At 51.3% G+C, this 22,657-nt stretch carries 24 protein-coding genes and 2 tRNA genes; 4 read left to right on the top strand and 22 right to left on the bottom strand.

Features of this window, described 5'->3' with window-relative positions; all coding sequences use genetic code 11:
* Positions 1-22: 22 nt before the first annotated feature.
* The gene (locus KIS29_02540; GenBank protein MBX8639200.1) at positions 23-1,861 is read right to left on the bottom strand and encodes a chloride channel protein; all 1,839 of its coding nucleotides are present in this window, start codon (positions 1,859-1,861) and stop codon (positions 23-25) included.
* A gap of 165 nt (positions 1,862-2,026) precedes the next feature.
* Between KIS29_02540 and KIS29_02535 the strand changes: the two genes are divergently transcribed.
* Positions 2,027-3,001, top strand: a complete 975-nt coding sequence (locus KIS29_02535) for an acetamidase/formamidase family protein (protein MBX8639199.1) — start codon at positions 2,027-2,029, stop codon at positions 2,999-3,001.
* Positions 3,002-3,084: 83 nt separating this feature from the next.
* Here KIS29_02535 and hutH read toward each other — a convergent pair whose 3' ends face one another.
* The 7 genes from hutH to msrA form a co-directional block, all read right to left on the bottom strand.
* A complete protein-coding gene (gene hutH, locus KIS29_02530; protein MBX8639198.1) occupies positions 3,085-4,581 on the bottom strand; it encodes a histidine ammonia-lyase in 1,497 nt (498 codons plus the stop codon).
* Positions 4,582-4,684: 103 nt separating this feature from the next.
* Complete coding sequence (locus KIS29_02525) at positions 4,685-5,464, bottom strand: methyltransferase domain-containing protein (GenBank protein ID MBX8639197.1); 780 nt, start codon at positions 5,462-5,464, stop codon at positions 4,685-4,687.
* A 231-nt stretch (positions 5,465-5,695) separates the two neighbouring features.
* Positions 5,696-6,097 carry a Zn-ribbon domain-containing OB-fold protein gene (locus KIS29_02520; GenBank protein MBX8639196.1) on the bottom strand — a complete coding sequence of 134 codons (402 nt, stop codon included), beginning with the start codon at positions 6,095-6,097 and terminating at the stop codon, positions 5,696-5,698.
* A gap of 2 nt (positions 6,098-6,099) precedes the next feature.
* Entirely contained in the window at positions 6,100-7,266 is a 1,167-nt protein-coding gene (locus KIS29_02515; protein ID MBX8639195.1) for a thiolase domain-containing protein, read from the bottom strand.
* A 2-nt stretch (positions 7,267-7,268) separates the two neighbouring features.
* Entirely contained in the window at positions 7,269-8,336 is a 1,068-nt protein-coding gene (locus KIS29_02510; GenBank protein MBX8639194.1) for a hydroxymethylglutaryl-CoA synthase, read from the bottom strand.
* A complete protein-coding gene (locus KIS29_02505) occupies positions 8,320-9,030 on the bottom strand; it encodes a helix-turn-helix domain-containing protein (GenBank protein ID MBX8639193.1) in 711 nt (236 codons plus the stop codon). The genes KIS29_02510 and KIS29_02505 overlap by 17 nt, the downstream gene beginning before the upstream one ends.
* 82 nt (positions 9,031-9,112) lie before the next feature.
* On the bottom strand, positions 9,113-9,673 hold the full coding sequence (gene msrA / locus KIS29_02500) for a peptide-methionine (S)-S-oxide reductase MsrA (protein MBX8639192.1): 561 nt from the start codon (positions 9,671-9,673) through the stop codon (positions 9,113-9,115).
* Positions 9,674-9,849: 176 nt separating this feature from the next.
* On the opposite strand from msrA, the gene KIS29_02495 reads away from it, so the two are divergent.
* Positions 9,850-9,923: transfer RNA gene (locus KIS29_02495), tRNA-Pro, on the top strand.
* 74 nt (positions 9,924-9,997) lie between these two features.
* Here the strand turns inward: KIS29_02495 and KIS29_02490 are convergent.
* The 13 genes from KIS29_02490 to KIS29_02430 form a co-directional block, all read right to left on the bottom strand.
* Positions 9,998-10,070 (bottom strand) — tRNA-Ala (locus KIS29_02490).
* A gap of 70 nt (positions 10,071-10,140) precedes the next feature.
* Positions 10,141-11,577 (bottom strand): amidophosphoribosyltransferase, encoded by a 1,437-nt coding sequence (purF, locus tag KIS29_02485; GenBank protein ID MBX8639191.1) that lies wholly within the window; start codon positions 11,575-11,577, stop codon positions 10,141-10,143.
* A 12-nt stretch (positions 11,578-11,589) separates the two neighbouring features.
* On the bottom strand, positions 11,590-11,754 hold the full coding sequence (locus tag KIS29_02480) for a 50S ribosomal protein L37e (GenBank protein MBX8639190.1): 165 nt from the start codon (positions 11,752-11,754) through the stop codon (positions 11,590-11,592).
* Between the two features lie 10 nt (positions 11,755-11,764).
* Entirely contained in the window at positions 11,765-11,989 is a 225-nt protein-coding gene (locus KIS29_02475) for a small nuclear ribonucleoprotein (protein ID MBX8639189.1), read from the bottom strand.
* A 117-nt stretch (positions 11,990-12,106) separates the two neighbouring features.
* A complete protein-coding gene (locus KIS29_02470; GenBank protein MBX8639188.1) occupies positions 12,107-12,988 on the bottom strand; it encodes an ABC transporter permease in 882 nt (293 codons plus the stop codon).
* Positions 12,988-13,938 (bottom strand): ABC transporter ATP-binding protein, encoded by a 951-nt coding sequence (locus KIS29_02465; protein MBX8639187.1) that lies wholly within the window; start codon positions 13,936-13,938, stop codon positions 12,988-12,990. The genes KIS29_02470 and KIS29_02465 overlap by 1 nt, the downstream gene beginning before the upstream one ends.
* A gap of 62 nt (positions 13,939-14,000) precedes the next feature.
* Complete coding sequence (locus KIS29_02460) at positions 14,001-14,780, bottom strand: ABC transporter permease (GenBank protein MBX8639186.1); 780 nt, start codon at positions 14,778-14,780, stop codon at positions 14,001-14,003.
* Entirely contained in the window at positions 14,777-15,790 is a 1,014-nt protein-coding gene (locus KIS29_02455; protein MBX8639185.1) for an ATP-binding cassette domain-containing protein, read from the bottom strand. Before KIS29_02455 ends, KIS29_02460 begins: the two co-directional genes overlap by 4 nt.
* A complete protein-coding gene (locus KIS29_02450) occupies positions 15,787-16,320 on the bottom strand; it encodes a PadR family transcriptional regulator (protein ID MBX8639184.1) in 534 nt (177 codons plus the stop codon). The genes KIS29_02455 and KIS29_02450 overlap by 4 nt, the downstream gene beginning before the upstream one ends.
* A gap of 329 nt (positions 16,321-16,649) precedes the next feature.
* On the bottom strand, positions 16,650-17,801 hold the full coding sequence (locus KIS29_02445; protein MBX8639183.1) for a YkgJ family cysteine cluster protein: 1,152 nt from the start codon (positions 17,799-17,801) through the stop codon (positions 16,650-16,652).
* Between the two features lie 4 nt (positions 17,802-17,805).
* Entirely contained in the window at positions 17,806-19,077 is a 1,272-nt protein-coding gene (pyrC, locus tag KIS29_02440; protein ID MBX8639182.1) for a dihydroorotase, read from the bottom strand.
* Between the two features lie 76 nt (positions 19,078-19,153).
* Entirely contained in the window at positions 19,154-19,759 is a 606-nt protein-coding gene (locus KIS29_02435; GenBank protein MBX8639181.1) for a TIGR00296 family protein, read from the bottom strand.
* A gap of 5 nt (positions 19,760-19,764) precedes the next feature.
* Positions 19,765-20,715, bottom strand: a complete 951-nt coding sequence (locus KIS29_02430) for a cobalamin-binding protein (GenBank protein MBX8639180.1) — start codon at positions 20,713-20,715, stop codon at positions 19,765-19,767.
* A 155-nt stretch (positions 20,716-20,870) separates the two neighbouring features.
* On the opposite strand from KIS29_02430, the gene KIS29_02425 reads away from it, so the two are divergent.
* Together KIS29_02425 and KIS29_02420 are read left to right on the top strand one after the other, a co-directional pair.
* Positions 20,871-21,278 (top strand): hypothetical protein, encoded by a 408-nt coding sequence (locus KIS29_02425; protein MBX8639179.1) that lies wholly within the window; start codon positions 20,871-20,873, stop codon positions 21,276-21,278.
* A gap of 4 nt (positions 21,279-21,282) precedes the next feature.
* A complete protein-coding gene (locus KIS29_02420) occupies positions 21,283-21,633 on the top strand; it encodes a roadblock/LC7 domain-containing protein (GenBank protein MBX8639178.1) in 351 nt (116 codons plus the stop codon).
* Between the two features lie 13 nt (positions 21,634-21,646).
* Here the strand turns inward: KIS29_02420 and KIS29_02415 are convergent, their stop codons facing one another.
* Positions 21,647-22,588, bottom strand: coding sequence for a hypothetical protein (locus KIS29_02415; GenBank protein MBX8639177.1), 942 nt, complete (start codon positions 22,586-22,588; stop codon positions 21,647-21,649).
* Positions 22,589-22,657: the final 69 nt, after the last annotated feature.

Genomic DNA, 22,657 nt, shown 5'->3' with positions numbered 1-22,657 from the left:
GTCTTCAGTCTTTTGTTCTCCCTCAGAATTCCTCTTCCCTGTTGGAGGCTTCAGCAATCTCCTTGATCTTCTCATTGTATTTTCTTGCAATATCCTGAAGACCGACAGCCCCGATGATTTCATTCCTCTTCTGGTCAAAGACCGCAAGGATCTCCATCTTTTTGCCCGTAAGCTCATTGAATGCGTCGTGTGCTGTAAGGTCAGAGTTTATCGTGCCTGCCCTGATCTTCACTATGTCTGAAACTTTCGGCCGGCCGCTGTTGAAACCTTCGTTTAACTCAATGAAAGTGATGTAGCCTTCAGCCTGATTGTTTCGTGTCACTACCACACCGGATGCTTTCAGCTCCACCGCAAGCCTGTATGCGTCCCCGATGTTCATATCGGCGTCCACCGTCACAATATTAGGATTCATTGCTTCCTTTACACCGATATAATCCATTATTGGCTTCTCATATTCTTCCGAATGTGCGGGCGAATGCATCCTGTCCATCACCTGTGCACGGTAGATTGAATATTTGCTGCCGGATACAAAGTAGGCTATTGTGGTCGCCAGCATCAGCGGCAGGAAGAGTGCATATCCGCCTGTCATCTCTGTCCCCATGATGATTATCGAGATGGGAGCCTTTGACACGCCTCCGAAGAAGGCAATCATTCCCACAATCGCGATTTCCGTTATGTTGAGGTACGGGAAAAGTGAGCCGAAATAATCGTGGAAGACAACAGCGATTACGGCGCCAACCAGCGTTCCTATCACAATTCCCGGTGCAAAAACGCCCCCGGAGCCGCCGGAGCCAATGCTGAGGGATGTAGCGAATATCTTTGCAAAGATGAGTGCAATGAGTATCCAGAGGGGCAGCAGGGCGAGATTGTTCAGCAGTATGAGCTGAACCCATCCGTAACCCAGGCCGAGGACCTCGGGAAAAGCAATTGCAATCAGCCCGACCAGGACACCGCCGACTGCGGGTCTGAAGTATTTCGGCAGTTTTACCCTTTTGGAAAAGAAATTCCTCACACCGTAAAAGGTGGCGACGTAGATTATACCGACAACACCGGTTATGGCTCCGATGAGGGCATAGAGAAGCAGCGACTGGGGATGCAGGAACAGGAGTATCGAAGATGAAGGCAGGGAAAACAGCGGCTGATAGTTGAAGAAGTAGCCGAAAATCGCATATCCCGTCACGGATGCTATGATCGAGGGTATGAGCGCTTCGACTTCAAAGTCCCTCCTGTAGAGAACTTCGGTGCTCAGCAGTGCTCCTCCGAGAGGGGCCATGAATATGCTTCCTATTCCCGCACCTATTCCTGCCGCAACAGCAATTCTTCTGTCCCGTTCGCTCAGCTTCATTATGTCGGCAATGAATGAACCGAATCCTGCAGCGATCTGCGCTACAGGTCCTTCCCTCCCTGCACTGCCGCCGGAGCCTATGGTCACGGCTGAGGCCACCAGTTTCACGAACGGAACCCTTCTCCTGATGATCCCCTTTCTGAAATGAAACGCCTCTATCGCAGCATCGGTACCGTGTCCTTCGGCCTCCGGTGCGAATCCATAGACTATCAGTCCCGCAATGAGACCTCCGAGTCCGGTCGATACGGGTATAAGATAGTACCTGTAGCTGCCGAAGTGATACACGGCGCTCCCTCCTTCGCTTATCGGTGAGGGAGGGACAAATCCGGTAATGCCTGTGAGAAAAACGTTTGTCGCAAGTGATATGGCATAATACAGCACCAGCGATCCTATTCCAGCGACCGTCCCTATGAAAATACCGATGAAAAACCATTTTCTGACATAGCCTGAGAGTATGCGGATCTTCAGCGATTCCATTATGCCGATGCTTTCACCTTCAGTGCTGTCTTTCGCCACCACTCAATCGTTAAAATAGTTTTTCGCTCCATTTCACTCATCGCAATTTTCAATTATATTATTTTCAAATTCAAATTCAAATCAACCGTCAGCTGCATTCTGCAAACAGGACCATGCTTCGGAGGTAGGCAACAATACTATAAGGGTGATTAAAAATCAAGTATTATGGGCAACGCATTTGTCGACGGCCACAAAATCGAAAACCTTATTCTGGCATGGTCCTCAAAAAACAAACCTGTCCTGGAAATTTCCTCCGGGGACAGAGTGACATTCAACGTTCCTGATTCGTCAACGAACCAGGTGAAACTCGGTTCCCCCGCCTCGGCTGTTTCAATGAAAGATGGCTCGCTCACTGACGCCGCCGTTGGTCCGGTGTATGTGCGTGGTGCAAAGAAGAAGGACATACTCCGTGTCGAAATACTGGACATCAAATGCGGAAACTGGGGATGGAGCATGCATTCCCCGGATTTCGGTCTCCTCCCCGAAATTTTTCCCGAGAGGAAAGTCTATTACTGGTCTATAGAGGACGGCTATGCCAGGCCCTACAGAAATGAGTTTCTGAAAGGGCTGTCGCTCAGGACCAGGCCATTCATGGGGGTAATGGGCGTGGCGCCGTCCGCCAAATCCGATTATCCTCTGATTCCCCCTCAGTATTTCGGCGGAAATATGGACAACAGGCGCCTCCGGCGCGGGAGCGTCGTCCTTTTCCCGGTCAATGTCGACGGAGCTCTCTTTGCCACTGCAGATACCCATGCGCTTCAGGGAGACGGTGAAGTCTGCGGCACCGCCATCGAAACAGAGTCCAGACTCAGCCTGAGAATTTCTGTTATTCCAGCAAAGGAGGCCACACATTCCCTGACCGCCCCTCTTGTCATTTCAAGGGAATACCGGGAAGAATCCGCTTTCATTTCGACTTCCGGCATTTCCAGTGATCCTTACAAAGCGGCCAAATCAGCCGTTTCACAGATGATTGACCTGATGAGCGAAGCCGGACTCGACAGGTCAGAGGCTTATGTCCTCTGTTCGCTCGCCGGGAATCTGAGTGTGGGCGAAGTCGTCGACATGCCCAACTGGAATATTATTTTTTCAATAGATGCAGCAACACTGGATAAGCTGGGGCTTGAGATTCAGAATTTCTGACTACGGGCTCACAGATTCGAGCGGTTCGGTTAAGAAATGAATGTTGCGGAAATAGGCACGTCCTCTCTTCCCTTTCATTCCTCTTATTCCGGCAGCAGAAGCGCACCATCCCTCAGCATGCCGGCAATAGTTTCGATATCCCCTGAATGAATTCTGTCTCCGCTGTATCCCTTGATCCTCTTTCTTACGGACACATGAATCCTGGCGATCTCCGGTGCTGACGGACCGCCGGCGATTTCGAGTGCCCTTGCGGCGCAGATTGCCTCTATTCCAATGACCGCAAAAGCATTTCTGACCATCTGTCTCAGTTTTATTGCGGAGTAGGCTCCCATGCTGACGAAATCCTCCTGGTTTGCAGATGTCGGAATGGAATCGGAGGATGACGGATGGCTGAGGACCTTGTTTTCGGAAACAAGCGCCGCCGCAGTGTACTGCAGCACCATGTAGCCTGATTCGAGGCCGGGCCTGTCTGCAAGGAACGGCGTGAGTCCGCTGAGTTTGGAATCCGTCAGTCTTGCAACGCGTCTCTCGGAAAAGGAAACCATCGCCTGAAGCGGTATACAGAGACTGTCCAGCACAGTTGCAACAGGCTGTCCGTGGAAGTTGCCGGCCGAAATAACCTTTTCGTCTTCGGTGAGGACGAGCGGGTTGTCGGTGGTCGAATTCATTTCAACTGTGAGCACCTGGCTGCAGTAGTTCAGCATCTCGTGCAGCGGACCGAGGACCTGCGGTGCGCACCTGAGTGTGTACGGATCCTGTGTCCTTTCGCCGTTCCCTATCAGCCTGCTTCCCCTGGCAATGTCGTTAAGCCTGGCGGCGACGTACTTCATGCCGCTGTGCGGTCTCACCCCCATTGCCTTCATCGAAAATTGATCAATTCTTCCCCTGAGCGCCTCGAGACTCATCGAAAAGACTGCCAGGCTCTGCTCCAGCAGTCTTCTTGTATCGTACACGGCTATTGCGCCGAGAGCAGTCATGAACTGTGTCCCGTTGATGAGTGCGAGCCCCTCCTTCTCCCTGAGCTCGATCGTTTCTAGTTTTGCAGCGCGGAGTGCTTCGCTCCCTTTCATAATCTTTCCTTCGAACTCCGCTTCCCCCTCGCCGATCATTACAGACGCCATGTGTGCGAGCGGAGCAAGATCGCCGCTTGCACCTACCGAACCGCGTGACGGTATGACAGGATGTACGCCGCGGTTCAGCATGTCCCTGAGCAGCGCCACAACCTCAGTCCTGACGCCTGAATAGCCGCGCATGAGCGTATTCAGCCTCAGCAGCATCAGTGCTCTTGTTTCCTCGGCGGAAACAGGATCACCGGTTCCTGCACATGTGCTCAGGACAAGATTCCTCTGCAGTTCCGCAGCCTCTCTGCTGTCTATTCTTGTGTTGCAGAGCTCGCCGAAACCTGTATTGACACCGTATACTGTTTCCCCACGCCTCAGCATTTTCTCAAGCAGTTTCCTCGATCTTTTCACCTTTTCGAGTGAATTTCTGTCGAGCAAAATTTTCCTGTTATGTCTTGCAACCTCAACCAGTGATTCAACAGTCAGGGCGTTGCCGCTGATCCTGAGTTCGCCTGTCATACGGATTCCACGCCTGAATGCCGTTTGTTATAGAAATATTAACACCATGCGGGCGGGGGCTACGGCACGCGCCTAACCGTTTCAGTCTCATGACGACAGTCGGTCAGTCTCCTCCATCCGCAGTTGCCACGATCACTATTCTCCTCTTAAGGAAGCTGTCTTCCGCAGCATCGTATGAAATGGATTTCTTGAAGTCGAAGGGGCTGCCGTCAAGGAAGCGCCTTGCTTTTTTGCCGCCTTCTTCGGATTCTGTCACAGGGAACAGCCATTTTTCAAAGGAAACCCTTTCCTCCTCGACTTTAAGGAATTGTATCATGAATCCGGCATCCTCGACAATCCGTTTCCAGTCGTTTTTATTTTCCGCAAGCCCATGGCTGCTGTCTCTGGCCCTCTCAAACCCGTTGTATTCCGCCTCCATACCGGCTGGAGCGATCATATCTGCAATTCCCAGTGAACCATGCGCCTTCAGCACCCTGCGGGCCTCCATCAGGAACTCCCCCTTCTCGCTGAAATGATGTGCCGCTCTTCTGCATGTCACGATATCGAACATGCCTGCTTTGAACGGAATGCGGGAAACATCCGCTGTGAAGAAATCGATGTTTGCCAGACCCTTATGCTTCGAGAGAATTATTGCCTGCCTGAGCATTTCTTCCGTCCTGTCAATGGCACAAACGGATTTCAGATGCTTTGCCATTTCAATCGCCGTAAAACCGGTTCCCGTTGCTATATCCAGTGCAGTACTGTTTCCGCTCAGTGGCAGATTCGAAACAAGCAGGTGCAGGTCGGAGCCGCCGGCATGAGAAGCACTCTTCGCATACCCCTCCGACTTCCGGCTGAAAAATCCTTCGACCCTTCTGTCGTGTTCCTCATTCTTTGGTTCCATACCGCGCGGATACAGTCAGCAGAATTGAAATATGTTTTGCAGGTTCAGGCCGCTTCTTTCTGCAACTTATGAAACCTGAATCCCTGCTGCGCCTGCATCAAGGAAGATGCGTAAAGCGCTATGCCTACAGCACTCAAGAAGCGGCGTGATGATTTGAGCTTCAGTGAGCCTGATGCCCGAGCACTTGCTCCCTGTTCTCATCGCCGGAGAAAGACAGTGTGATGCGCGTCGCTAAACCGCCGGTCTGAATTTGTATCCGTACCGTATTATTCCCGAGTTTCCTTCAGAACCGAGTTTCCTGAATATCGCCTCTACCTTCATTCCTATGCTGACGTCCTCCGGTTTGCAGTCGACTATCTGCGCCGTCACTCTCACTCCCTCGTCCATCTCGACCATTGCCATCACGTACGGCCTCATGAGGGAAAAGTCCGGCATCGGCTCATGCACGAGCGTATAAGAGTACACTTTTCCTTTTCCTGAAAGCCTGTACGGTTTTATCTTACCGAGGCTCTTCCTCCTGCATCTTGGACAGATGGCCCTGGGCGGAAAGAAGACGCCACTGCAGTTACCGCACTTCACACCGAGGAGTGTATATCTGCTTGGATTTTCTCTCCAGTACCTGGGATTTGCCATTTCTAAGCCCTCCTGAATATGTGAACAACCGATGTTGCACCTGTTCCACCCACATTGAGCGACAGGCCGTATTCCGCATCGCTGACCTGTCTCTTTTCCGCCTGGCCCCGCAGCTGTCTCACGACTTCTACCGCCTGCGCGATGCCGGTTGCTCCCATGGGATCTCCCCTGGATTTCAGTCCGCCTGAGGTGTTGACCGAGACAACGCCGTTTATTTCTGTCATTCCTTCCAGCGTGGCTGCACCGCCCTTCCCCTTTTCAAAAAATCCGAGATCCTCTATGTTCAGTATTTCCGAAATGGTAAAAGAATCGTGGACTTCTGCAATCTTAATGTCCTTTGGCCTGACGTTTGCCTTCCTGTATGCATTGTTTGAGGCAACACGGACGGAGTCGAATCTCGTTATGCTTTCGCGGTGGTGAAGGGCGAGTGTATCTGTTGCCGCCGAAGATGAGGCAATGACCACCGGCTCCTGGGCGTATTTTTTTGCTGCCTCGAGCGGTGCAAGTATGAGTGCCGCGGATCCGTCTGAAATCGGTGCGCAGTCGAACACTCCAAGGGGGTCAGAAACCATCGGTGCCTTCAGCACCGTGCTGATGTCTATAGCCTTCTGGTACTGTGCAGTCGAATTCATTGAGCCGTTCCTGTGGTTCTTCACCGAAACGCTGGCTATCTGCTCCCTCGTGGTGCCGTATTCATGCATGTGCCTCTTTGCTATCATGGCATGAAGACTGGCCATTGTTGCTCCCGTAAGCCCTTCCCACTGCTGATCGCCGCCTGCCATCTGTATTCGCGGTATTTCCTCGTCTGTCACGTCCGTCATTTTCTCAGCTCCGGCCACCATCACAATATCGTGCATGGCGGAGGCAACTGCCATATATCCCTCTCTCAGTGCCATTCCGCCGGATGCACCGGCCGCCTCGATACGCACTGCGGGCAGGTGGAGCGAGGCAAGGCCTGAATAATCCGCAACAAGCGCCCCGAGGTGTTCCTGGTCGATCAGGCTTCCGGCGGCCATGTTGCCGATATAGAGCGCCTCTATTTGCTCGCCTGTTATGCCGGCATCGCCGACTGCTGAAAGGCCGGCCTGCATGCCTATGTCCCTGAGAGAGTGTTCCCAGAGTTCTCCGAAACGCGTGTCGCCTATCCCGATAATCGCCACTTCTCTCATCATCATTCCTTCATGACTATTTTTCCCTTGAATTTGGCATATGTGCCGTAGTCGAGCGTTTCCGAATTTTCCACTAGCTGCTTTACAGTCGGTGCGTTCTCCCTGTGGAAACCGTTCATTGCGTCCGTGACGGTGATGTCGAATCCGTCGCTTCCTGCCCCCGAACCGAACGCAACACCGAATATGCGGTCCCCGGGCTTTGCAATGTCGAGGATCGCAGCAAGTCCGATCATCATGGATGCGGAATATGTGTTGCCGATGTACGGCGTCATCAGGCCCGTCTCAAACTGCTTTTTCTCGAAACCTAGCATCTGCGCCACCCTCGTGGGAAATTTACCGTTTGGCTGATGGAATACGGCGTAGTCGTAATCGTCTGCAGTCGTGCCCTGGAGTTTCATGAGTTCCTTTGCACAGGTGCTCACATGCCTGAAATAGGCAGGCTCCCCGGTAAACCTCCCCCCGTGGCTCGGATATGCCTGTCCCTCTCTCCTCCAGAAGTCTGGAGTGTCTGAAGTGAACGAGAAGGTCCTGTTTATGCTGGCAATAATGTTGTCTATTCCGATAATGTATGCCGCACCGCCGGCGGAAGCCGAATATTCGAGCGCGTCTCCCGGAGCACCCTGTGAAGTATCTGCACCTATTGCCAGAGAGTATTTCACCATCCTGGAAATCACGAGTCCCATGCTTGTCTGCATCGCGGCTGTCCCCGCCTTGCATGCGAACTCGTAGTCAGCCACTGTAATAAAATGCGAAGCGCCAATGGCCTCCGCAACTATGGTGCCTGAAGGCTTGACTGCATACGGATGCGATTCGCTTCCCACATAGACTGCCCCGATTTCTTCAGGGTCTACGGAACATCTCGCGAGGGCATTCCTGGCCGCCTCCACCGAAATTGTTATGACATCCTCGTCGGGGTACGGGACTGACTTGCTGTATATCATCAGTCCCTTTTTCACTGCGTCTCCGTTCTCTCCCCAGATCCTGGCAATCTCCTCCGGCAGTATCCTGAATCTGGGCACGTATGCCCCGTAACTCACTATGCCTGCACCATTTTCACTTTGTCCGAACATCACTGTTTTCATCTCCGAATTTTTCCAGTATTTCTATCATGTCTCTCTGTTCTATGTCGCTTCTGAGCAGCGGTATGTTTTCAAGTTTAGACAGCAGTATGGCCAGCTGGTCGATGTTTTCAGGCCTGTGATACACTACAGCAGCAGGCTTCATCGGATGGGCTCTTACCGCTATCATGGGAGACCTGCCGAATTTCACGCTAGTAAAAATCAGTGCTCTCTGGCTGCTCCATCCGAATATCTTCAGATAATCAGCGGAGCCAAGCGAGGTTATGGCCTTTATACTGTCCAGCAGGGTATAACCATGAAGGTATCGGTCAGTGCTCACTTCCTTTGAAAGGTTTTCTGCGTCTATTGCTGAAATGAGCTCATCAAGGTGAATGGATCTGGAAAATTCCCTCATGCTCAGAAGGTAATCGGGTGTCGCCTCGGTGTCAAAGCGCTTGATAAACCTTCCGCCGCTCCTGAGCTCCAGACTGATCATTGCCTCAACGTACCTCCTGACCATGGAGGCTCCGGGCGATTTTCTTCGCCCGGATTCATAGTCGCTGATCACTGAGGCGGATATTTTCAGCTCCCTCGACAGCTCAAGCTGGCTCAGGTGGAATTCTTCTCGCCACTTCTTCATCGTGCGCCCGGGATCCGCAGAGAGAACGATTTCTCCTGCAATCTTTTCCTTCAGCGCGCTATGCATATTGAGGTCGATTGCTGGTCGCCTTATTTAATATTGACGATATTCGAATCGTTTATTGACGAATTATTCCGCATCTCCGAAGTTAAGCCGTTTTCAGCAGATCCTGGTGCTTCTTCCTGAATTTTGAAACCTTCGGTCCTATGACTATCCTGCAGTACGGCTTGCCGGGATTCCTGCTGAAAAATTTCTGATGGTATTCCTCGGCAGGATAAAAATCATTGAGCGGAACAACTTCCGTGACAATGGGATCGTCGAATACCTTCTGCTCCGTCATTTCAGCGATAAGGTGCTCCGCAATTTGTTTCTCTTCCTGGGTCTGATATAGTATTATTGATCTGTACTGGGAGCCGTAATCGGGCCCCTGCCTGTCCACCGTCGTCGGGTCATGCGTTGCAAAGAAAATTTCGAGAATGCTTCTGTAATCAATCTTCAGCGGATCATATGCTATCCTGACAACTTCAGCGTGCCCTGTGTTTCCCGAACAGACAAGTTCGTAGGAAGGATTTTCCACGTTCCCGCCGGCATAGCCGCATTCAGTTCTTTCAACTCCGATCACTTCGGAAAAAACTGCATCGGTGCACCAGAAGCATCCGCCACCCAAAACGGCAGTTTTCAAATTCAGTTTACTGTCATGTGCATTCATCGTGTTACCAGGCTTCAAACGATAGCGCAGTGTATAGTGATATTTATTATATTTAAATGGTTTCGAATTTCAGAAAGGTATGCCTGCCCCTGGAGGAAAGAAACAACCGGTTAATGCGCACTTTGATTTTGGAGGAAACTTCTTAATCTGTGAATATTCTCTGCGTCAACCAGCCAGGGTCCGTGGGGTAACTTGGTTATCCTTGTAGGTTCGGGACCTATAGATTCCGGTTCAAATCCGGACGGACCCATATCAATATAAGTTCAAGTTCAGATTGAAATCGTTTAAAATCTCTTAAAAACTAGTTCTAAACTTATGTGAGTATGGACCGGGCGGGATTTGAACCCGTGGCCTCTACCATGCCAAGGTAGCGATCTTCCAACTGATCTACCGGCCCATGTCTGCTGGTGTACAGGTGTTGCATATTGTGATGTGTTATAATCATTTTGCAGGCCATTCCTTAAATTTCAGGCCTGTATTTTCTGAAAGCTTTCAAGACTTCTCTGGAATCTCATCCTTTCGCCGGGGACCTTCGTTGGATATTCCGCTGTGAGGCAGCCGAGGCAGAGGTCGGAACCCTTTATGCCAAGCGCCTCCACAAGACCCTGTATACTGAGATAGCCGAGGCTGTCAGCGGTTATTTCCCTTGCAATATCGTCCTCGCTCTTGCCCACGGCTATGAACTGGTCCCTTGTCTTCATATCAACACCGTAGTAGCAAGGGGCAACAATCATCGGGCAGCCGATTCTCACATGCACTTCAGTGGCGCCCGCCTTTCTCACCATCTGGACAATCTTTTTCATCGTTGTGCCGCGGACAATACTATCGTCTATTATCACAACTCTCTTTCCCCTGATTACCGGTCTGAGAGGATTCAGCTTCAGCGAGACGCTATTCTCCCTGGCACTCTGCTCCGGCATAATGAAAGTTCTTTCAATGAATCTGTTCTTCATCAACCCCTCAGAAAGAGGAATTCCAGACACTTCGCAGAATCCAATCGCATGGGTTCTGCCAGAATCCGGGACGGGTATGATGACATCCGCGTCGGCCGGTCTCTCCCTGGCAAGTACGCGGCCTATGTTGCGCCTCACTTCGAAAACCGACTTGCCGTCGATTACACTGTCAGGTCTCGCGAAGTAGACGTACTCGAACATGCAATTTGCCTTCTCTGCCTTCTCGGGCTGCAAAGGTGCCGGAAATGACAGGTAATCCCCGTCTGTCAGCTCGATTATCTCTCCGGGATAGAAATCGCGTATCAGCTCGCCGTCAAGCATGTCAAAGACTACGCTTTCGCTTGCTATTGCATAGCCGCCCGGGATCCTGCCGAGTGCGAGGGGCCGTATGCCTAAAGGATCCCTGATGCCGAATACCCTGCTGCCTATCATCAGTGTAAAAGCATAGCCTCCTTCAACACGCCTAAGGGCGTTCCTGATGGCCCTCGCCGGTTCGTACATGTCCTTCAGTTCGTTCACAATCAGGCGGAGGACCAGTTCGGTGTCCGTCGTCGAGAAAAAACCCCAGCCTTCATTCTCCAGACGCTCCCTCAGTACGTTCGAGTTGACAATATCGCCATTATGCCCCAAGGCAACATCGCCGACCGCAGAACTCAGGACAAGCGGCTGCACGTTCTCGATCATGTCGTCTCCCGTCGTGGGATAGCGCACATGCCCTATGCCGGAATGCGATGTCAACGACGAAATATTTTCGCCATTGAAAACCTCGTGGGCAAGGCCGAGACCCTTGACCGCCTTGATTGTTTCCTCGGATGAGCTGACCGCGATACCCGCACTGTTCTGCCCTCTGTGCTGCATTATCCTGAGGCTCGCATAAAGAGCGGGGGCAACATTATTGCTTGAGATCATGCCGACAACGCCACACTTGTGTCCGGCTTTGTCGGAATTCATTTTTTCACTTCGCTAATGGGCTTTAGCCCATGAATAGTTTCTGGCCTTAGCGCTCTTTCCGTAACCGCATGAGGAGCAGAAGCCCTTTATGTTGTATGAATGTCTTCCGCATCTTCTGCAGATTATGTGTGACTTGTTTCTGCTTCTCTTTCCCTGTGACGGTGTTCCCTTGCCCATAAATCATCCCTCAGGGTGATATGTATATAACGTTGTCGCCTCTGACTATGGCAACTTCCAGTTTTCGGACAACTTCGTTGTTTACTATCTCTTCCGCGTTCTTTAGCACTATGTTCATATGAGGATCGTAGCCGTCCAGTATGCCCCTGTATCCCCGGTTGCCTTTCAGCTCAACCATGACATGCGATTCCATCGCCTGTGCGAGGAACGCAAGCGGCTTGACAGCAGTTGCCATGGATGTCACATTTTGCTGTTGTTTATTAACCTTTTGGAAGAAATACGGCGTTCTGTTTTAATGACGCTCATGAAGGTTTGCGGATCATTGGCTATGCCGTGATACCGTCGAATCAATTCATCTGAATTCGCTTCTTTCAAAGAGCAGGAGTCCTAGCAGAACGGATATGATGAAGTATGCAACCATGATGAGCAGCCCTTCAACAATGGTCGGCGTATACGTGGTCACCGACGACAGGTGCAGCCCGAATCTGCTGACAGATTTGGAACTGTGTGTGGGATATGGAACTGTAAATACGGCTGAAATTATGCCTGCACCGTAGCTGATAAGAAACCACGGCTCGATGCCGACAAACAGGCTGAGGAATGTCTGCACTGTTGAGAATACAAACAGGAAGAGGATTGCTGTGAGTATGACTGAGGTGACCGAACTCCTGAAAAGGGAGCTGAAAAAAAATGTGAATCCCATGACCGACAGGAGATACACGAGCGAGAAAAGAAGCGATTCGATGAGCTGCGACGGGACAGATGCTCCGAAGTAGTAGATGCCATTCGCAAGCGCGATGAAGAAGTATAGGAAGACAACAACAAGGGCTGAGAGTAGCGCACCGATAAATTTGCCTGTGTAGACGGATGACCTTCTGATCGGATTGCCGATCAGGAAGTAGCCGGTCCTGTTCTGAAATTCACCGGAGATTGCGTCGCCGCCGAAGAATATGCAGGAGAGCACTACGAGGAAACCGATGATGCTTCCCCACCATGTGGAATAGAATGAAAGTGTGCTGGCCAGAACGGACGAGGGCCGGTAGTATCCGACGATGACTGTGAGCAGGCCGCCTATTATCAAATCGATGAGGAGGAGCACATAGAAGCGTCTCGATCTGATATAATTGAGCATCTCGTACTTTGCAATCTTGATCGCCTGAGTGATGCCTCCCGGAATACCCTGGATGCCGTCCCCCTGCATTTCCATTTTCACGAAGTTCTCTGCTGCAGTCATTACAGTGTCTCCTTTATCAGATTCATATACGTGTCCTCTAGTGCGGTGGAAGATGATTCCCTGAACGTTATCAGCCCCATTCCGGAACCTGCCAGCGCAGCAAGCAGCCGCGCCTGTTCCTCCAGCGTGCCGTTGAAATTTATCCTTACTTTACTGCTGCCTGGTTTTTCAATGGATACAATCCCGCTGATTTGTCCGAGTCTGTCGGCTATTGCCTCCGCAGTCCATTCATTCAGGAACTCCGCATCGAAGCTCCTGACGGATGGGCGGCCTGAAAACTTTGACGTCACCTCGGAGATTGTTCCATGGACAAGCAGTTTTCCGTGGTCTATAATTGCGACTTCGTCGCATACCTCCTGTACCTCTGCCAGGAGATGCGAACTCATGAAAATCAGTATGTTTCTCGCCTTAAGCGACTTTACAATATCCCTGACTTCTGCCATGCCCCTCGGATCGAGGCCGCTGGTAGGCTCGTCCAGTATTATTATTTCAGGGTCCGACAGCAGAGCAGCAGCAACATTGATTCTCTGCTTCATCCCCTTGGAGAACTTGCCCACTTTCTGATCCGTCCAGTCCTCCATTTTCACACTGCTAATGACTTCGTCAACTCTCTTCCTGTATTCGCTTCTGGGCAATCCTCTTATTTCTGCGAGCATCGACAGGGACTCCCTCGGCGTAAGAGACGGATATATCTCTGGTGTCTCCACCAGCGCACCGCACGATGCAAGCGCTTTTTTCTTTTCCTTCCTTACATCGTAACCATTTATCAGCGCTCTGCCGGATGTGGGCCTTATCATGTCTGTAAAAAGCTTCAGGGTGGTTGTTTTTCCAGCACCGTTCGGACCCAGAAATCCGACGCATTTTCCTCCTTTCAGTTCGATGTCAAGATTGTCCAGTGCTTTCAGCGTTCCATACTGTTTAGATAGATATTCGGCAACAAGCGATTGCATTTCCGTTTCTCCCTTTTATATTTCAGTGTATGTGGCATATTTAAAGTTGGAAAGTTTTTCTCTCATTCCACTTTGAGCCATCTGCTGGCTGCAAATGTTCCCAGCACAATCATGAGGAGGGCGAATATTCCAAGATAACCGAGGTAAATCCAGTTCGGGTCTGATGACCCTAGAACTATGCTCCTGCCGAGAGTGGCTGAAAATGTTACCGGATTAACGCTGGAAATGGCCTTCATCCATGAAGGGAAGCCCGCCTTAGGGAAGAGCGCCGTGCTCGCAAACATCAGTGGCAGTGTTATGAAATTTGACAATACGCCCGGGGTCTGCCAGTCGGTGCTTGAAACTGTCAGGCCAAGGAACATCGATGAGAAGCCCAGTCCGAGCAGGAAAAGTGCGAGGAACCATCCGATCCAGTCAAGCCCGACATCAAAATGGACGCCAAAAAGGACTGCTGCTACAATCATCACCGGTATCTGAATGAGCCCCCTGACAGTCGCGCCAAAGACCTTTGAGAGAAATACAACCGACTTGCTTGTGGGTGTTATCAGTATGCGCTTCATGTAGCCAAATCGCTTGTCCTGAATTGAACTCATCGAACCGAACATCCCGATGGTAAGCATGGATGTTGAGAGCACACCGGGCAGGAGGAATGCGATATAGTCTTTCGTGCCAAAGTAACTCAGCAGAAACGATTTCGGGGCATCGGCAAAACTGCTGCCGAAGAATGCCAGCCACAGGAATGGCTGTACAACAGTGATCAGAATGACAAGCGGATTCCTGTAAATCCTCTTTATTTCTCTTACAAAGAGGCCTTCGAACTGACTCACCGAATCGGCGGTCATTGTCTCGCCCTCCTTATGTTTGCATAGAATTTCCTGATATCCACCTGTGCCTCCTCGTCAATTCTCGTTCCGGTTATATCCAGAAACACAGTCTCGAGGCTCGGCTTCTCCACATTGATTTTTCGAATCGACAGCGTATTCATTTTGGAAAGTATGAGCGGCAGCGTTTCCTCTGACGAGTCCACCCTCACCGTAATCCTGTTTCCATCGGACTTAATGTCACGGACACCGGGAAGGGCGCCGAATACGGAAGCATCTGCGGGAGAGGCTGTCTCGATTTCTATCAGTTCGCCTTTGACACGTGATTTAAGCTCGGATGGCGTGCCTACGGCTGCGATTTTGCCCCTGTTGATTATTGCAAGGTGATCGCACAGTGCATCAGCCTCCTCGATGTAATGGGTGGTGAGCAGCACCGTTATGCCGTAGTTCCTGTTTATGCCCGTGATCAGATCCCAGAGCATTCTTCTTGTTCCAGGATCAAGACCTATTGTCGGCTCATCCATGAAAATCACGGACGGGCTGTGAAGCAGCGCAAGAGCAATTTCCAGCTTCTTGCGCATGCCTGTGGAGAATTCCTTCACTTTGCTTTCAGCTCTGTCGGACAGATCGAAGTAATCAAGCAGCCTTTTTGCAGTCTCCTTCCAATCCTTCATGTTCTGCAGTTTTGCCTGGAGCCAGAGGTTTTCCATTGCCGTGAGGTCGTCATCGAGTATGACCTCTGCCGCAACCCATCCGATTCTCTTCTTTACCTCGTTGGACTGCCTGAGTATGTCGTAGCCTGCAACCGTTGCTTCCCCCCCGTCCGGTTTTATGAGGGCTGTCAGTACCTTGATAAGTGTTGTCTTTCCCGCGCCGTTGGGACCGAGAAGACCGAATATCGTGCCCGACTGTATGTCGATGCTGACATTGTCAAGCGCCCTGACATGGCCGTAGTTCTTGACAAGATCTCTTGTCCGTATCTCGAAATTCGGATCCTGAGCGTCGGTCCCGTTCTGAATGATCGCCGTCATCTGGTGTGCCCCCTGGTTTTTTTCTCTTCGAGTTTCGCCTTGGTTCTCTCCATCTCCGACAGTGACATTGTGATAACATAATCCCTTTCGGAAGGAGTCAGGTCGTAGTCCGCACCGTCAATCAGTTCCTCCAGATTCCTGAGATCTCTCCTCAGTCTTCCGATAACAAAATCGGCGATATTTTCAGAGCCGATGAGATCGAACCACAGCCTTGAAACTTCCATGCTGTCAAAGGATCTGTTTATCACTCTCGATCTTATGCCCCTGAGCGCCTTCCTTCCCTCGGCTGTTATGCTGTAGATTTTCTTCCCAGAGACAGCTTTTTCCTCAGCAAGTCCCCTGCCGACAAGTGATTTGAGTGCCGGATAGATTGAGCCTGCACCCGGCTTCCAGGTGTGGTGTGTCTTTTCCGAAATAACAAGCGATATCTGATAACCGTAGACCGGTGCCTCCTCCATCATTTTCAGTGCGTAAAGCCCTATGAGACCGGTGTGCCACCTGTCACTGGTTAACTTTCCTGTCTTCTGCATTGTTTTTTACCATTCAGCAGCCTGTATATATAGACATCGATATAGATAACAATATTATCATCTATATTGACACAAATACTAATATCAATATGGCTGCGCAAAATCTCGGGGACAATAAAAGCGTTTCAAAAAAACTAAAAGGGGCAGGAGACAGTATGCTGCCAGCGACATTGGTCTGCCCGCCCTGGGGCTGAACAGCTGCCTGCGCGGCGGCTGCCGTTTCTGGGCACGGTGAATGTGCATCCACCATTTTCATCGAATCTTTCTGCGATTTATCATCCGGTCTGGGGAGTGGTCTGCAGTAAGGTTGACTGAATGGCCGGCAGGAATCAGATGACAGATCCTATCGTCGGTGCATCGTGCATATCCATATCGATGAAAACAACTCCGTCTGATATGTGCTCCGGTCCCAGGCTGGAACTGCTTGAAGGATTTGCAAGTGCTGATCTGAGGAGCAGGTCGAGCTGTGTCATGGCGAGATTCTCGAAATATATGTTTTCAACACTGTCGGCATAATCCGCGTCATCCACAATATAGTAGACGAAGCCCAGGAAAACATCCCGGCGGTTGGTGAGGACGGCGAAATCGGAGAGCCTTCCTGCGCCTGCCGGATTCGCAGATATGCCGCTGACGGAAAAATCAGCCGAACCGATCTTCGAAATACCGCCCTTTTCGCCCAGCCTGAATTTTGCCGGGCGTCCCCCGTCATGGCCGAAAACCAGCCAGTTCAGATCCCTGTCGACGAAGACAGGCCTGTCCGCAATGTCCTCTATTGAGAGCATCTCGTCCAGCAGTTCCTCCAGCGCCGCTGCAACTGAATCCTGCGCGCCGGTCCTTTCTGCAAGCCTGAGCGATGTCATGAAGTCCAGGCCGCTTCCTCGGCAGGCATCGGCCGCCGAAAGCACCAGCCCTATGCCAGAAAGTGATGAGAAGTATCCCTGTGCTATCAGAGCGGAAGCACGCTCCCTCATGCTGGCAGGCTCCATCCATACGTCGGCATCGATGCAGTTCTCCCTGAATTCGCCGTAGACCTCCCGTGCTTCGCCAAGTTCCCTCTCGAGCTTCTCGCTGGTGTAGCTGTGCAGTTCTTTCAGGCCGTATGCTTCGAGATCCTCATACACGCCAGTTTTCTCCTTCCAGTCCTCGCGCCAAACACCGCGGCACGAGAGGTCTACCGTGAGCTGTATGCGCCACATGAGATGTGTGTGGACGGGAAAAATTCTGCAGAAATGGGGTCTCCGCGGATAAGCCGTGCATTTTCTGTCGCTGAGAAGTCTGCACGGACCGCCATTGCCATACATTGCTATGGCCTTTCTGGACGGATCTATCGAACTTCTTGTCACGGAACTCTTCAATTTTTCTATGGAGAGAAACTGTGCGGTCTCGGAAGGAAGGAGCTCCGGCTGGCACAGGCAGCACAGGCCGCACCCTTCAAGGCACCTGAAAACCTTTCCCTTCAGCTCCTGAGTATCGATTTCCATCGTATCATTCAGCCGCGTTTCTTGCCTTAGGCCTGCCGGTAACTGCCGAACCACTGATTAATTCTTTTCCACGGAGATACACGCGTTCTGGAAAAATTGCACTGAAATCCTCAAAAGGCGTCCAGCCGCATCTGGAGTGAAGATTTTCTCCCTTGATGACACTCGTTCTGCGCAGATTCACTACAACAAGGTCTGCATCATATCCGACGGCAATCTTTCCCTTTCTGAGGTGAAGCAGTTTTGACGGATTCTCGCTTATTGCCCTGACCAGTGTTTCAAGTTTCATCTCCTCGTTCGCCACGAGGTTAAGCATCAGCGGCAGCATTGTTTCGACGCCGGGAATTCCCGAAGGAGCATAGTCGAAATCGTCACCCTTTTCCTCAGGAGTGTGCGGTGAATGGTCGGACCCTATTGTATCGACTAAACCGGAATTCAGGAGTCTGATGAGTGCAATCCGGTCATCACGCCTTCTGAGGGGAGGGTTAACCTTGCCGAAGGTGCCGAGGTGCATGTCATAGTCCAGAAGAAGATGATGAGGCGTTACCTCAAATGTAATGTTGTCCGGGTGGGCCATTTCCACGGATTCCCTGAGTGTGGCATGTGCCACATGAATTCTGGGGTGATAATCTCTGTTTGAAAAACCGATAAGCCTTTTGACTGCTTCAGTTTCGCACTCCGGCGGCCTTGAACGATAATGGTCACGGAGGTTTGATTCGGAAATCCTGTTCCTTCTGGATTCGTCCTCGGCATGCACGATGACCAATTTGCCAGATTCGGCAGCTGAACGGATAAGCTCCATCTGAAGCTCAGGGTCATCGCACACAAGGTCTCCGGTGGAACTTCCCATAAACAGCTTGAAGGCCGCCGCCCTCTTTGACAGTGAGGCAACCCTCACGCCCTTCATGAGGCCACCATAGACAACGAAGTCGACATATGACTTCTTTTTGAACAGTTCAATTTTCTTCTCGACTCTTTCCGGTGTGATGGCGGGTGGAACAGTGTTTGGCATTTCACCGACGCATGTTACGCCGCCGAAGGCTGCGGACAGGCTGCCGCTCTCTATATCCTCCTTCTGCGTGAGCCCCGGCTCCCTGAAGTGGACATGCAGGTCCACAGCACCGGGAAGAATGATGGAATTTTCAAACACAACTCTTTCGTCCGCTTCGGCACCCCTCCTTATGGATGATATTCTGCCGTTCCTGATTCCTACAGATGTCTTGACCAGAAGCCCGTCGATGTAGAAAGTCCCATCAATCGCAAGATCCGCCTTTTCCATCAGCGCCCCTCCCTTCGTGGATAATAATTCACAATTATATATATTGAAGGAGTCCCTGGCACGCAGAAACTGCTTTTCAGCCAGTCTTCCTTCTCCTGACAGCGCCGCCAGGTTCTACTTCACTGAATATGTCGGCCTCGAAGGTGTAGACAGTGACCTTGGGATCCTTCCATGAATCTTCAGGAAGCCCTGCCTTCCAGCAGGTCTGGGCAACAAATTCCTCGCTGTCCCATCCCTCCTCCGCCGCGACCTGCGGTAGGAGGAGCCCGCGAAATCTTCCCCTTTCGACCATGACACCATGCTTTCCGACGAGTATCTTTCCCGGTATTTCCCACTGGCTCTTCACCCTCACGGGTTCAGGTTTCGAAAGTATGCTCACTTCCACAATGATGGACTGGAGCTCCTCCTCGCCAACGGGATCGAACCTGGGATCGGAAATGGCCGATTCGACTGCAGCATTGAGGATGGCAAGTTTCAGCGGATACACCGGTTCGGTAAAGCCGATGCATCCGCGCAACGTATGGGCCGGGAATCCGAGTATAGTGACAAAGGCGCCCGATTTCGTTTCGAAAACATCCGGAAGCTGAACCCTGTTTGAATCGTAGCTGCCTGTCCTGACGGTGCTCTCAATCACTGAGCGTGCAAACCTGACGGCAAGCTCCCCGTCCTTCTCGTCCAGCATTACTCTCATCTTCCCTCAACAAGCAGTGCGTTCAGTTGTATTTTCGAATAGGCTGAGGATTCATGGCACTGAAACAAGTCGGGCCTGAGTATGTGCGCAAGCAGTTCTATTCCCTGAACTATCCTCGGTCCCGGTCTTGCAAAATATGAGCTCGCATCAACAGCATAAACCTCACTATTGCGGACTGCATCCAGGCTGTTCAGTTCGGGCAGCCTGGCAAGAATATTCGCTTCCCTGAGTATTTCGGGAACATGCCTTCCGCAGGACGCAACGATGAGCACCTCGGGATTGTAGGAAAGAACATCTTCCCACCGCATCCTCACGGAAGGTCTACCCTTGCAGGATAAACCGTCCACGCCGCCTGCAATCTCGATCATCTGCGGGACCCAGTGTCCTCCGCAGTAGACCGGATCAACCCACTCCATGAAAAATACGCGCTTTCTTGAGCTGTAATTCCTGGTGATCCTCTGAATTGCTGCGATTCTTGCCTGCAGCTTAAGGGTGAGTGCACGTGCGCTGCCTTCCTTTCCCGTCACTCTGCCGAGATCCATGATATTCCTCAGTATTCCGCCGATTGTCGTGGGACTCATATCCAGCAATTCCGGCCTGAAATCAAGTGATGAAATAATTTCGCTCATTTTCGAGGACGGAACCGCACAGACATCGCATAGCGCCTGTCCTATTATCAGATCGGGTGAAAGACTCCTGAGCAGGTCGTAGTCGATGCGGTAGAGATCGCGTCCTGACCGCAGTGAATCGCTCACCGTCCTGTCTATTTCGGCAGGCGACAGGGAGCTGAGATCCAATGCGCTCCTGACTGCAACTGGCTTGCTCCTCGCCTCTTCGGGAAAATCGCATTCATGGGTCACAGCGACGAGCCTGTCCTGCAGATTCAGTGCATAAATCATCTCGGTGGCGCTCGGGAGCAGTGACACAATGCGTTTCACTTCTTTCATTTGACAGACGATCCGGCTGTTCAGCTTGATCCCTGCTATGCAGCTGAAGGTTCAAATAGTTTAATGCGGCTGGAAATCGGCGAAGGACAGCATTCTGAATATTGAACTTTGGCGGAAAAGATTTATAAACTCAGCCAATTTGAATAGCATCAATCATGAAATTCGTAAAGATCTCTCAGACAGAAATAGGAAATATAAGGACTCTTTATGAAGGGGTTATGGCCAGTGCGTCCCATGGCCTGTTCTACAGAGAAGGCATACTCACGGGAAGCGAAATCGTCAAGATAGCAAAGGAGGAGCAGGGAGATCTTCTCGGCACAGCAACCAAACTGCTTGTTGCAAGGGGATGGGCGGAGGATGTGAAATTTGACGAAAACAGAGTTGTTGTCCATGGCTCCATAGAAGTTGGCGAAGCAAATCAGCCGACATGCCACAGGCTGAGAGGTGTTTTCAAGCGCCTCTATGAAGTGACGAAACATGAAAAAATTCTCTGCGAGGAATCAGAATGCGAGAGTCAGGGTTCACAGAACTGTGTTTTCACAGTTAAAAAGTTGGAGGAGTGATTTGTTGGCCGATGAACTTCGTGAAATGCTAAAGGGACTGAGGCAGGAAGGCGTCATATCCTCTGCAGTGATCAGCAGAGACGGTCTCGTGATAGCCTCGGATCTGGACGCCGGATCATACGTTGAAACCTTTGCCATAATGTGCGCCACGCTCATGGGCGCAGCCGTTACGGCCAACCTGGAGCTCAAACGCGGCACTCCCGAGAAAGTGACAGTCGAGAGCAGCGACGGAAAGATGCTGATACTGAATGCAGGAAGGAAGGCTGTCATTGTTTCCGTTCTTGAAGGCGGAAGCGACGAGGCGCTGGTATCAAGGCAGATGTCGAAGATTGCTGATTTTATAAGGCAGAGCTGAGGGCACAGGGCGCTCAGCCGTAGCCGCCGGGCCAGTCTATCGTCGCATATTGCGAACTGCATGGGCTGCCAGCTGTATATTCGACCTTCTCCTGCGCCATGTCCACAACAAGGGAATAAATTGTTTCGCCTTCCGGGCCATGGGCACACAGCCCGGCATCATGCGACGATAGAAAGCTCTTGATCTCATCTGCAGAACCAAGAGCGGATTCCGGATGTGATTGTCTTCTTCCCGAAACCAGGAGCGGAAACTTTTCACACCTGGTAATCTCCAGGGAGGAACCGTTCCACTCCGCAACATATGCCGAAGAAGCATCTGCAACAACAAAAATGGATCTGTGCATCGGTTTGATTGACCTCAGCTTCGCTACCGCTGAATCAATGTCTCTCGACGACTCTGTAATCATCCGCGGTATCATATAGGCGGCAGTACCCTGGACTGGCTCCGCGTTTCTTTCAACGATCTCGGCACCGGCATAGATGCCGTACACGCCGATGCTTTCGAAAGTGCCGCCGAAATAACCTCCCATCCTTCCCAGGGATGCATAGGCATCATTGGGGTCCAGGCGCAGCATGTTGCGCACATATGCCTCAGGGCGGGAACCGAAATTTCTTCCCACCAGTATCCTGTCGTCATGTCTTGAAAGGACTGTTGAGGAGGGGGCAGGAGCAGCAAACGTGTCGGATATCTCGCAGAGGATGGATTCGAACTCTATGGCTATCCCTTCAGAAATCCCCTGGAGTTCGTCCTTCAGCACGGGATGGACAGAAAATGTCGCCTCTGCAGACTTCAGTGCGTTATCAAGGAGAACGGCATCTGGTTTAGATGTCAGCCGTTCATGCAACTGCGGTGTAAACGCGTCAGTCATCTTTCTGCCGATGTCGTAATGGTTGCCACCTGCGTTTATCAGCCTGTAATATTCCTCGTTTTTTGAATTTGCGCTGGCCTCTGCCATCTCCGTATCTCCGTGCTTAAATTTTCTACACATAAATAAGCATGACTGTAGGCGCAGGCACAACAGCCG

It is taken from the genome of Candidatus Sysuiplasma jiujiangense, from assembly GCA_019721075.1.
GTDB lineage: Archaea > Thermoplasmatota > Thermoplasmata > Sysuiplasmatales > Sysuiplasmataceae > Sysuiplasma > Sysuiplasma jiujiangense.
The sequence above is the reverse complement of the archived record's forward strand: the minus strand, read 5'-3'. Positions and strand labels throughout refer to the sequence as shown.

Bases quoted from the DNA above. Each gene is read 5' to 3' on its own strand.
- KIS29_02535 (MBX8639199.1), top strand. From the start codon at position 2,027: ATGGGCAACGCATTTGTCGACGGCCACAAAATCGAAAACCTTATTCTG.
- hutH (MBX8639198.1), bottom strand. From the start codon at position 4,581: ATGACAGGCGAACTCAGGATCAGCGGCAACGCCCTGACTGTTGAATCA.
- KIS29_02525 (MBX8639197.1), bottom strand. From the start codon at position 5,464: ATGGAACCAAAGAATGAGGAACACGACAGAAGGGTCGAAGGATTTTTC.
- KIS29_02520 (MBX8639196.1), bottom strand. From the start codon at position 6,097: ATGGCAAATCCCAGGTACTGGAGAGAAAATCCAAGCAGATATACACTC.
- KIS29_02515 (MBX8639195.1), bottom strand. From the start codon at position 7,266: ATGAGAGAAGTGGCGATTATCGGGATAGGCGACACGCGTTTCGGAGAA.
- KIS29_02510 (MBX8639194.1), bottom strand. From the start codon at position 8,336: ATGTTCGGACAAAGTGAAAATGGTGCAGGCATAGTGAGTTACGGGGCA.
- KIS29_02505 (MBX8639193.1), bottom strand. From the start codon at position 9,030: ATGCATAGCGCGCTGAAGGAAAAGATTGCAGGAGAAATCGTTCTCTCT.
- msrA (MBX8639192.1), bottom strand. From the start codon at position 9,673: ATGAATGCACATGACAGTAAACTGAATTTGAAAACTGCCGTTTTGGGT.
- purF (MBX8639191.1), bottom strand. From the start codon at position 11,577: ATGAATTCCGACAAAGCCGGACACAAGTGTGGCGTTGTCGGCATGATC.
- KIS29_02480 (MBX8639190.1), bottom strand. From the start codon at position 11,754: ATGGGCAAGGGAACACCGTCACAGGGAAAGAGAAGCAGAAACAAGTCA.
- KIS29_02475 (MBX8639189.1), bottom strand. From the start codon at position 11,989: ATGGCAACTGCTGTCAAGCCGCTTGCGTTCCTCGCACAGGCGATGGAA.
- KIS29_02470 (MBX8639188.1), bottom strand. From the start codon at position 12,988: ATGACTGCAGCAGAGAACTTCGTGAAAATGGAAATGCAGGGGGACGGC.
- KIS29_02465 (MBX8639187.1), bottom strand. From the start codon at position 13,938: ATGCAATCGCTTGTTGCCGAATATCTATCTAAACAGTATGGAACGCTG.
- KIS29_02460 (MBX8639186.1), bottom strand. From the start codon at position 14,780: ATGACCGCCGATTCGGTGAGTCAGTTCGAAGGCCTCTTTGTAAGAGAA.
- KIS29_02455 (MBX8639185.1), bottom strand. From the start codon at position 15,790: ATGACGGCGATCATTCAGAACGGGACCGACGCTCAGGATCCGAATTTC.
- KIS29_02450 (MBX8639184.1), bottom strand. From the start codon at position 16,320: ATGCAGAAGACAGGAAAGTTAACCAGTGACAGGTGGCACACCGGTCTC.
- KIS29_02445 (MBX8639183.1), bottom strand. From the start codon at position 17,801: ATGGAAATCGATACTCAGGAGCTGAAGGGAAAGGTTTTCAGGTGCCTT.
- pyrC (MBX8639182.1), bottom strand. From the start codon at position 19,077: ATGGAAAAGGCGGATCTTGCGATTGATGGGACTTTCTACATCGACGGG.
- KIS29_02435 (MBX8639181.1), bottom strand. From the start codon at position 19,759: ATGCTGGACGAGAAGGACGGGGAGCTTGCCGTCAGGTTTGCACGCTCA.
- KIS29_02430 (MBX8639180.1), bottom strand. From the start codon at position 20,715: ATGAAAGAAGTGAAACGCATTGTGTCACTGCTCCCGAGCGCCACCGAG.
- KIS29_02425 (MBX8639179.1), top strand. From the start codon at position 20,871: ATGAAATTCGTAAAGATCTCTCAGACAGAAATAGGAAATATAAGGACT.
- KIS29_02415 (MBX8639177.1), bottom strand. From the start codon at position 22,588: ATGGCAGAGGCCAGCGCAAATTCAAAAAACGAGGAATATTACAGGCTG.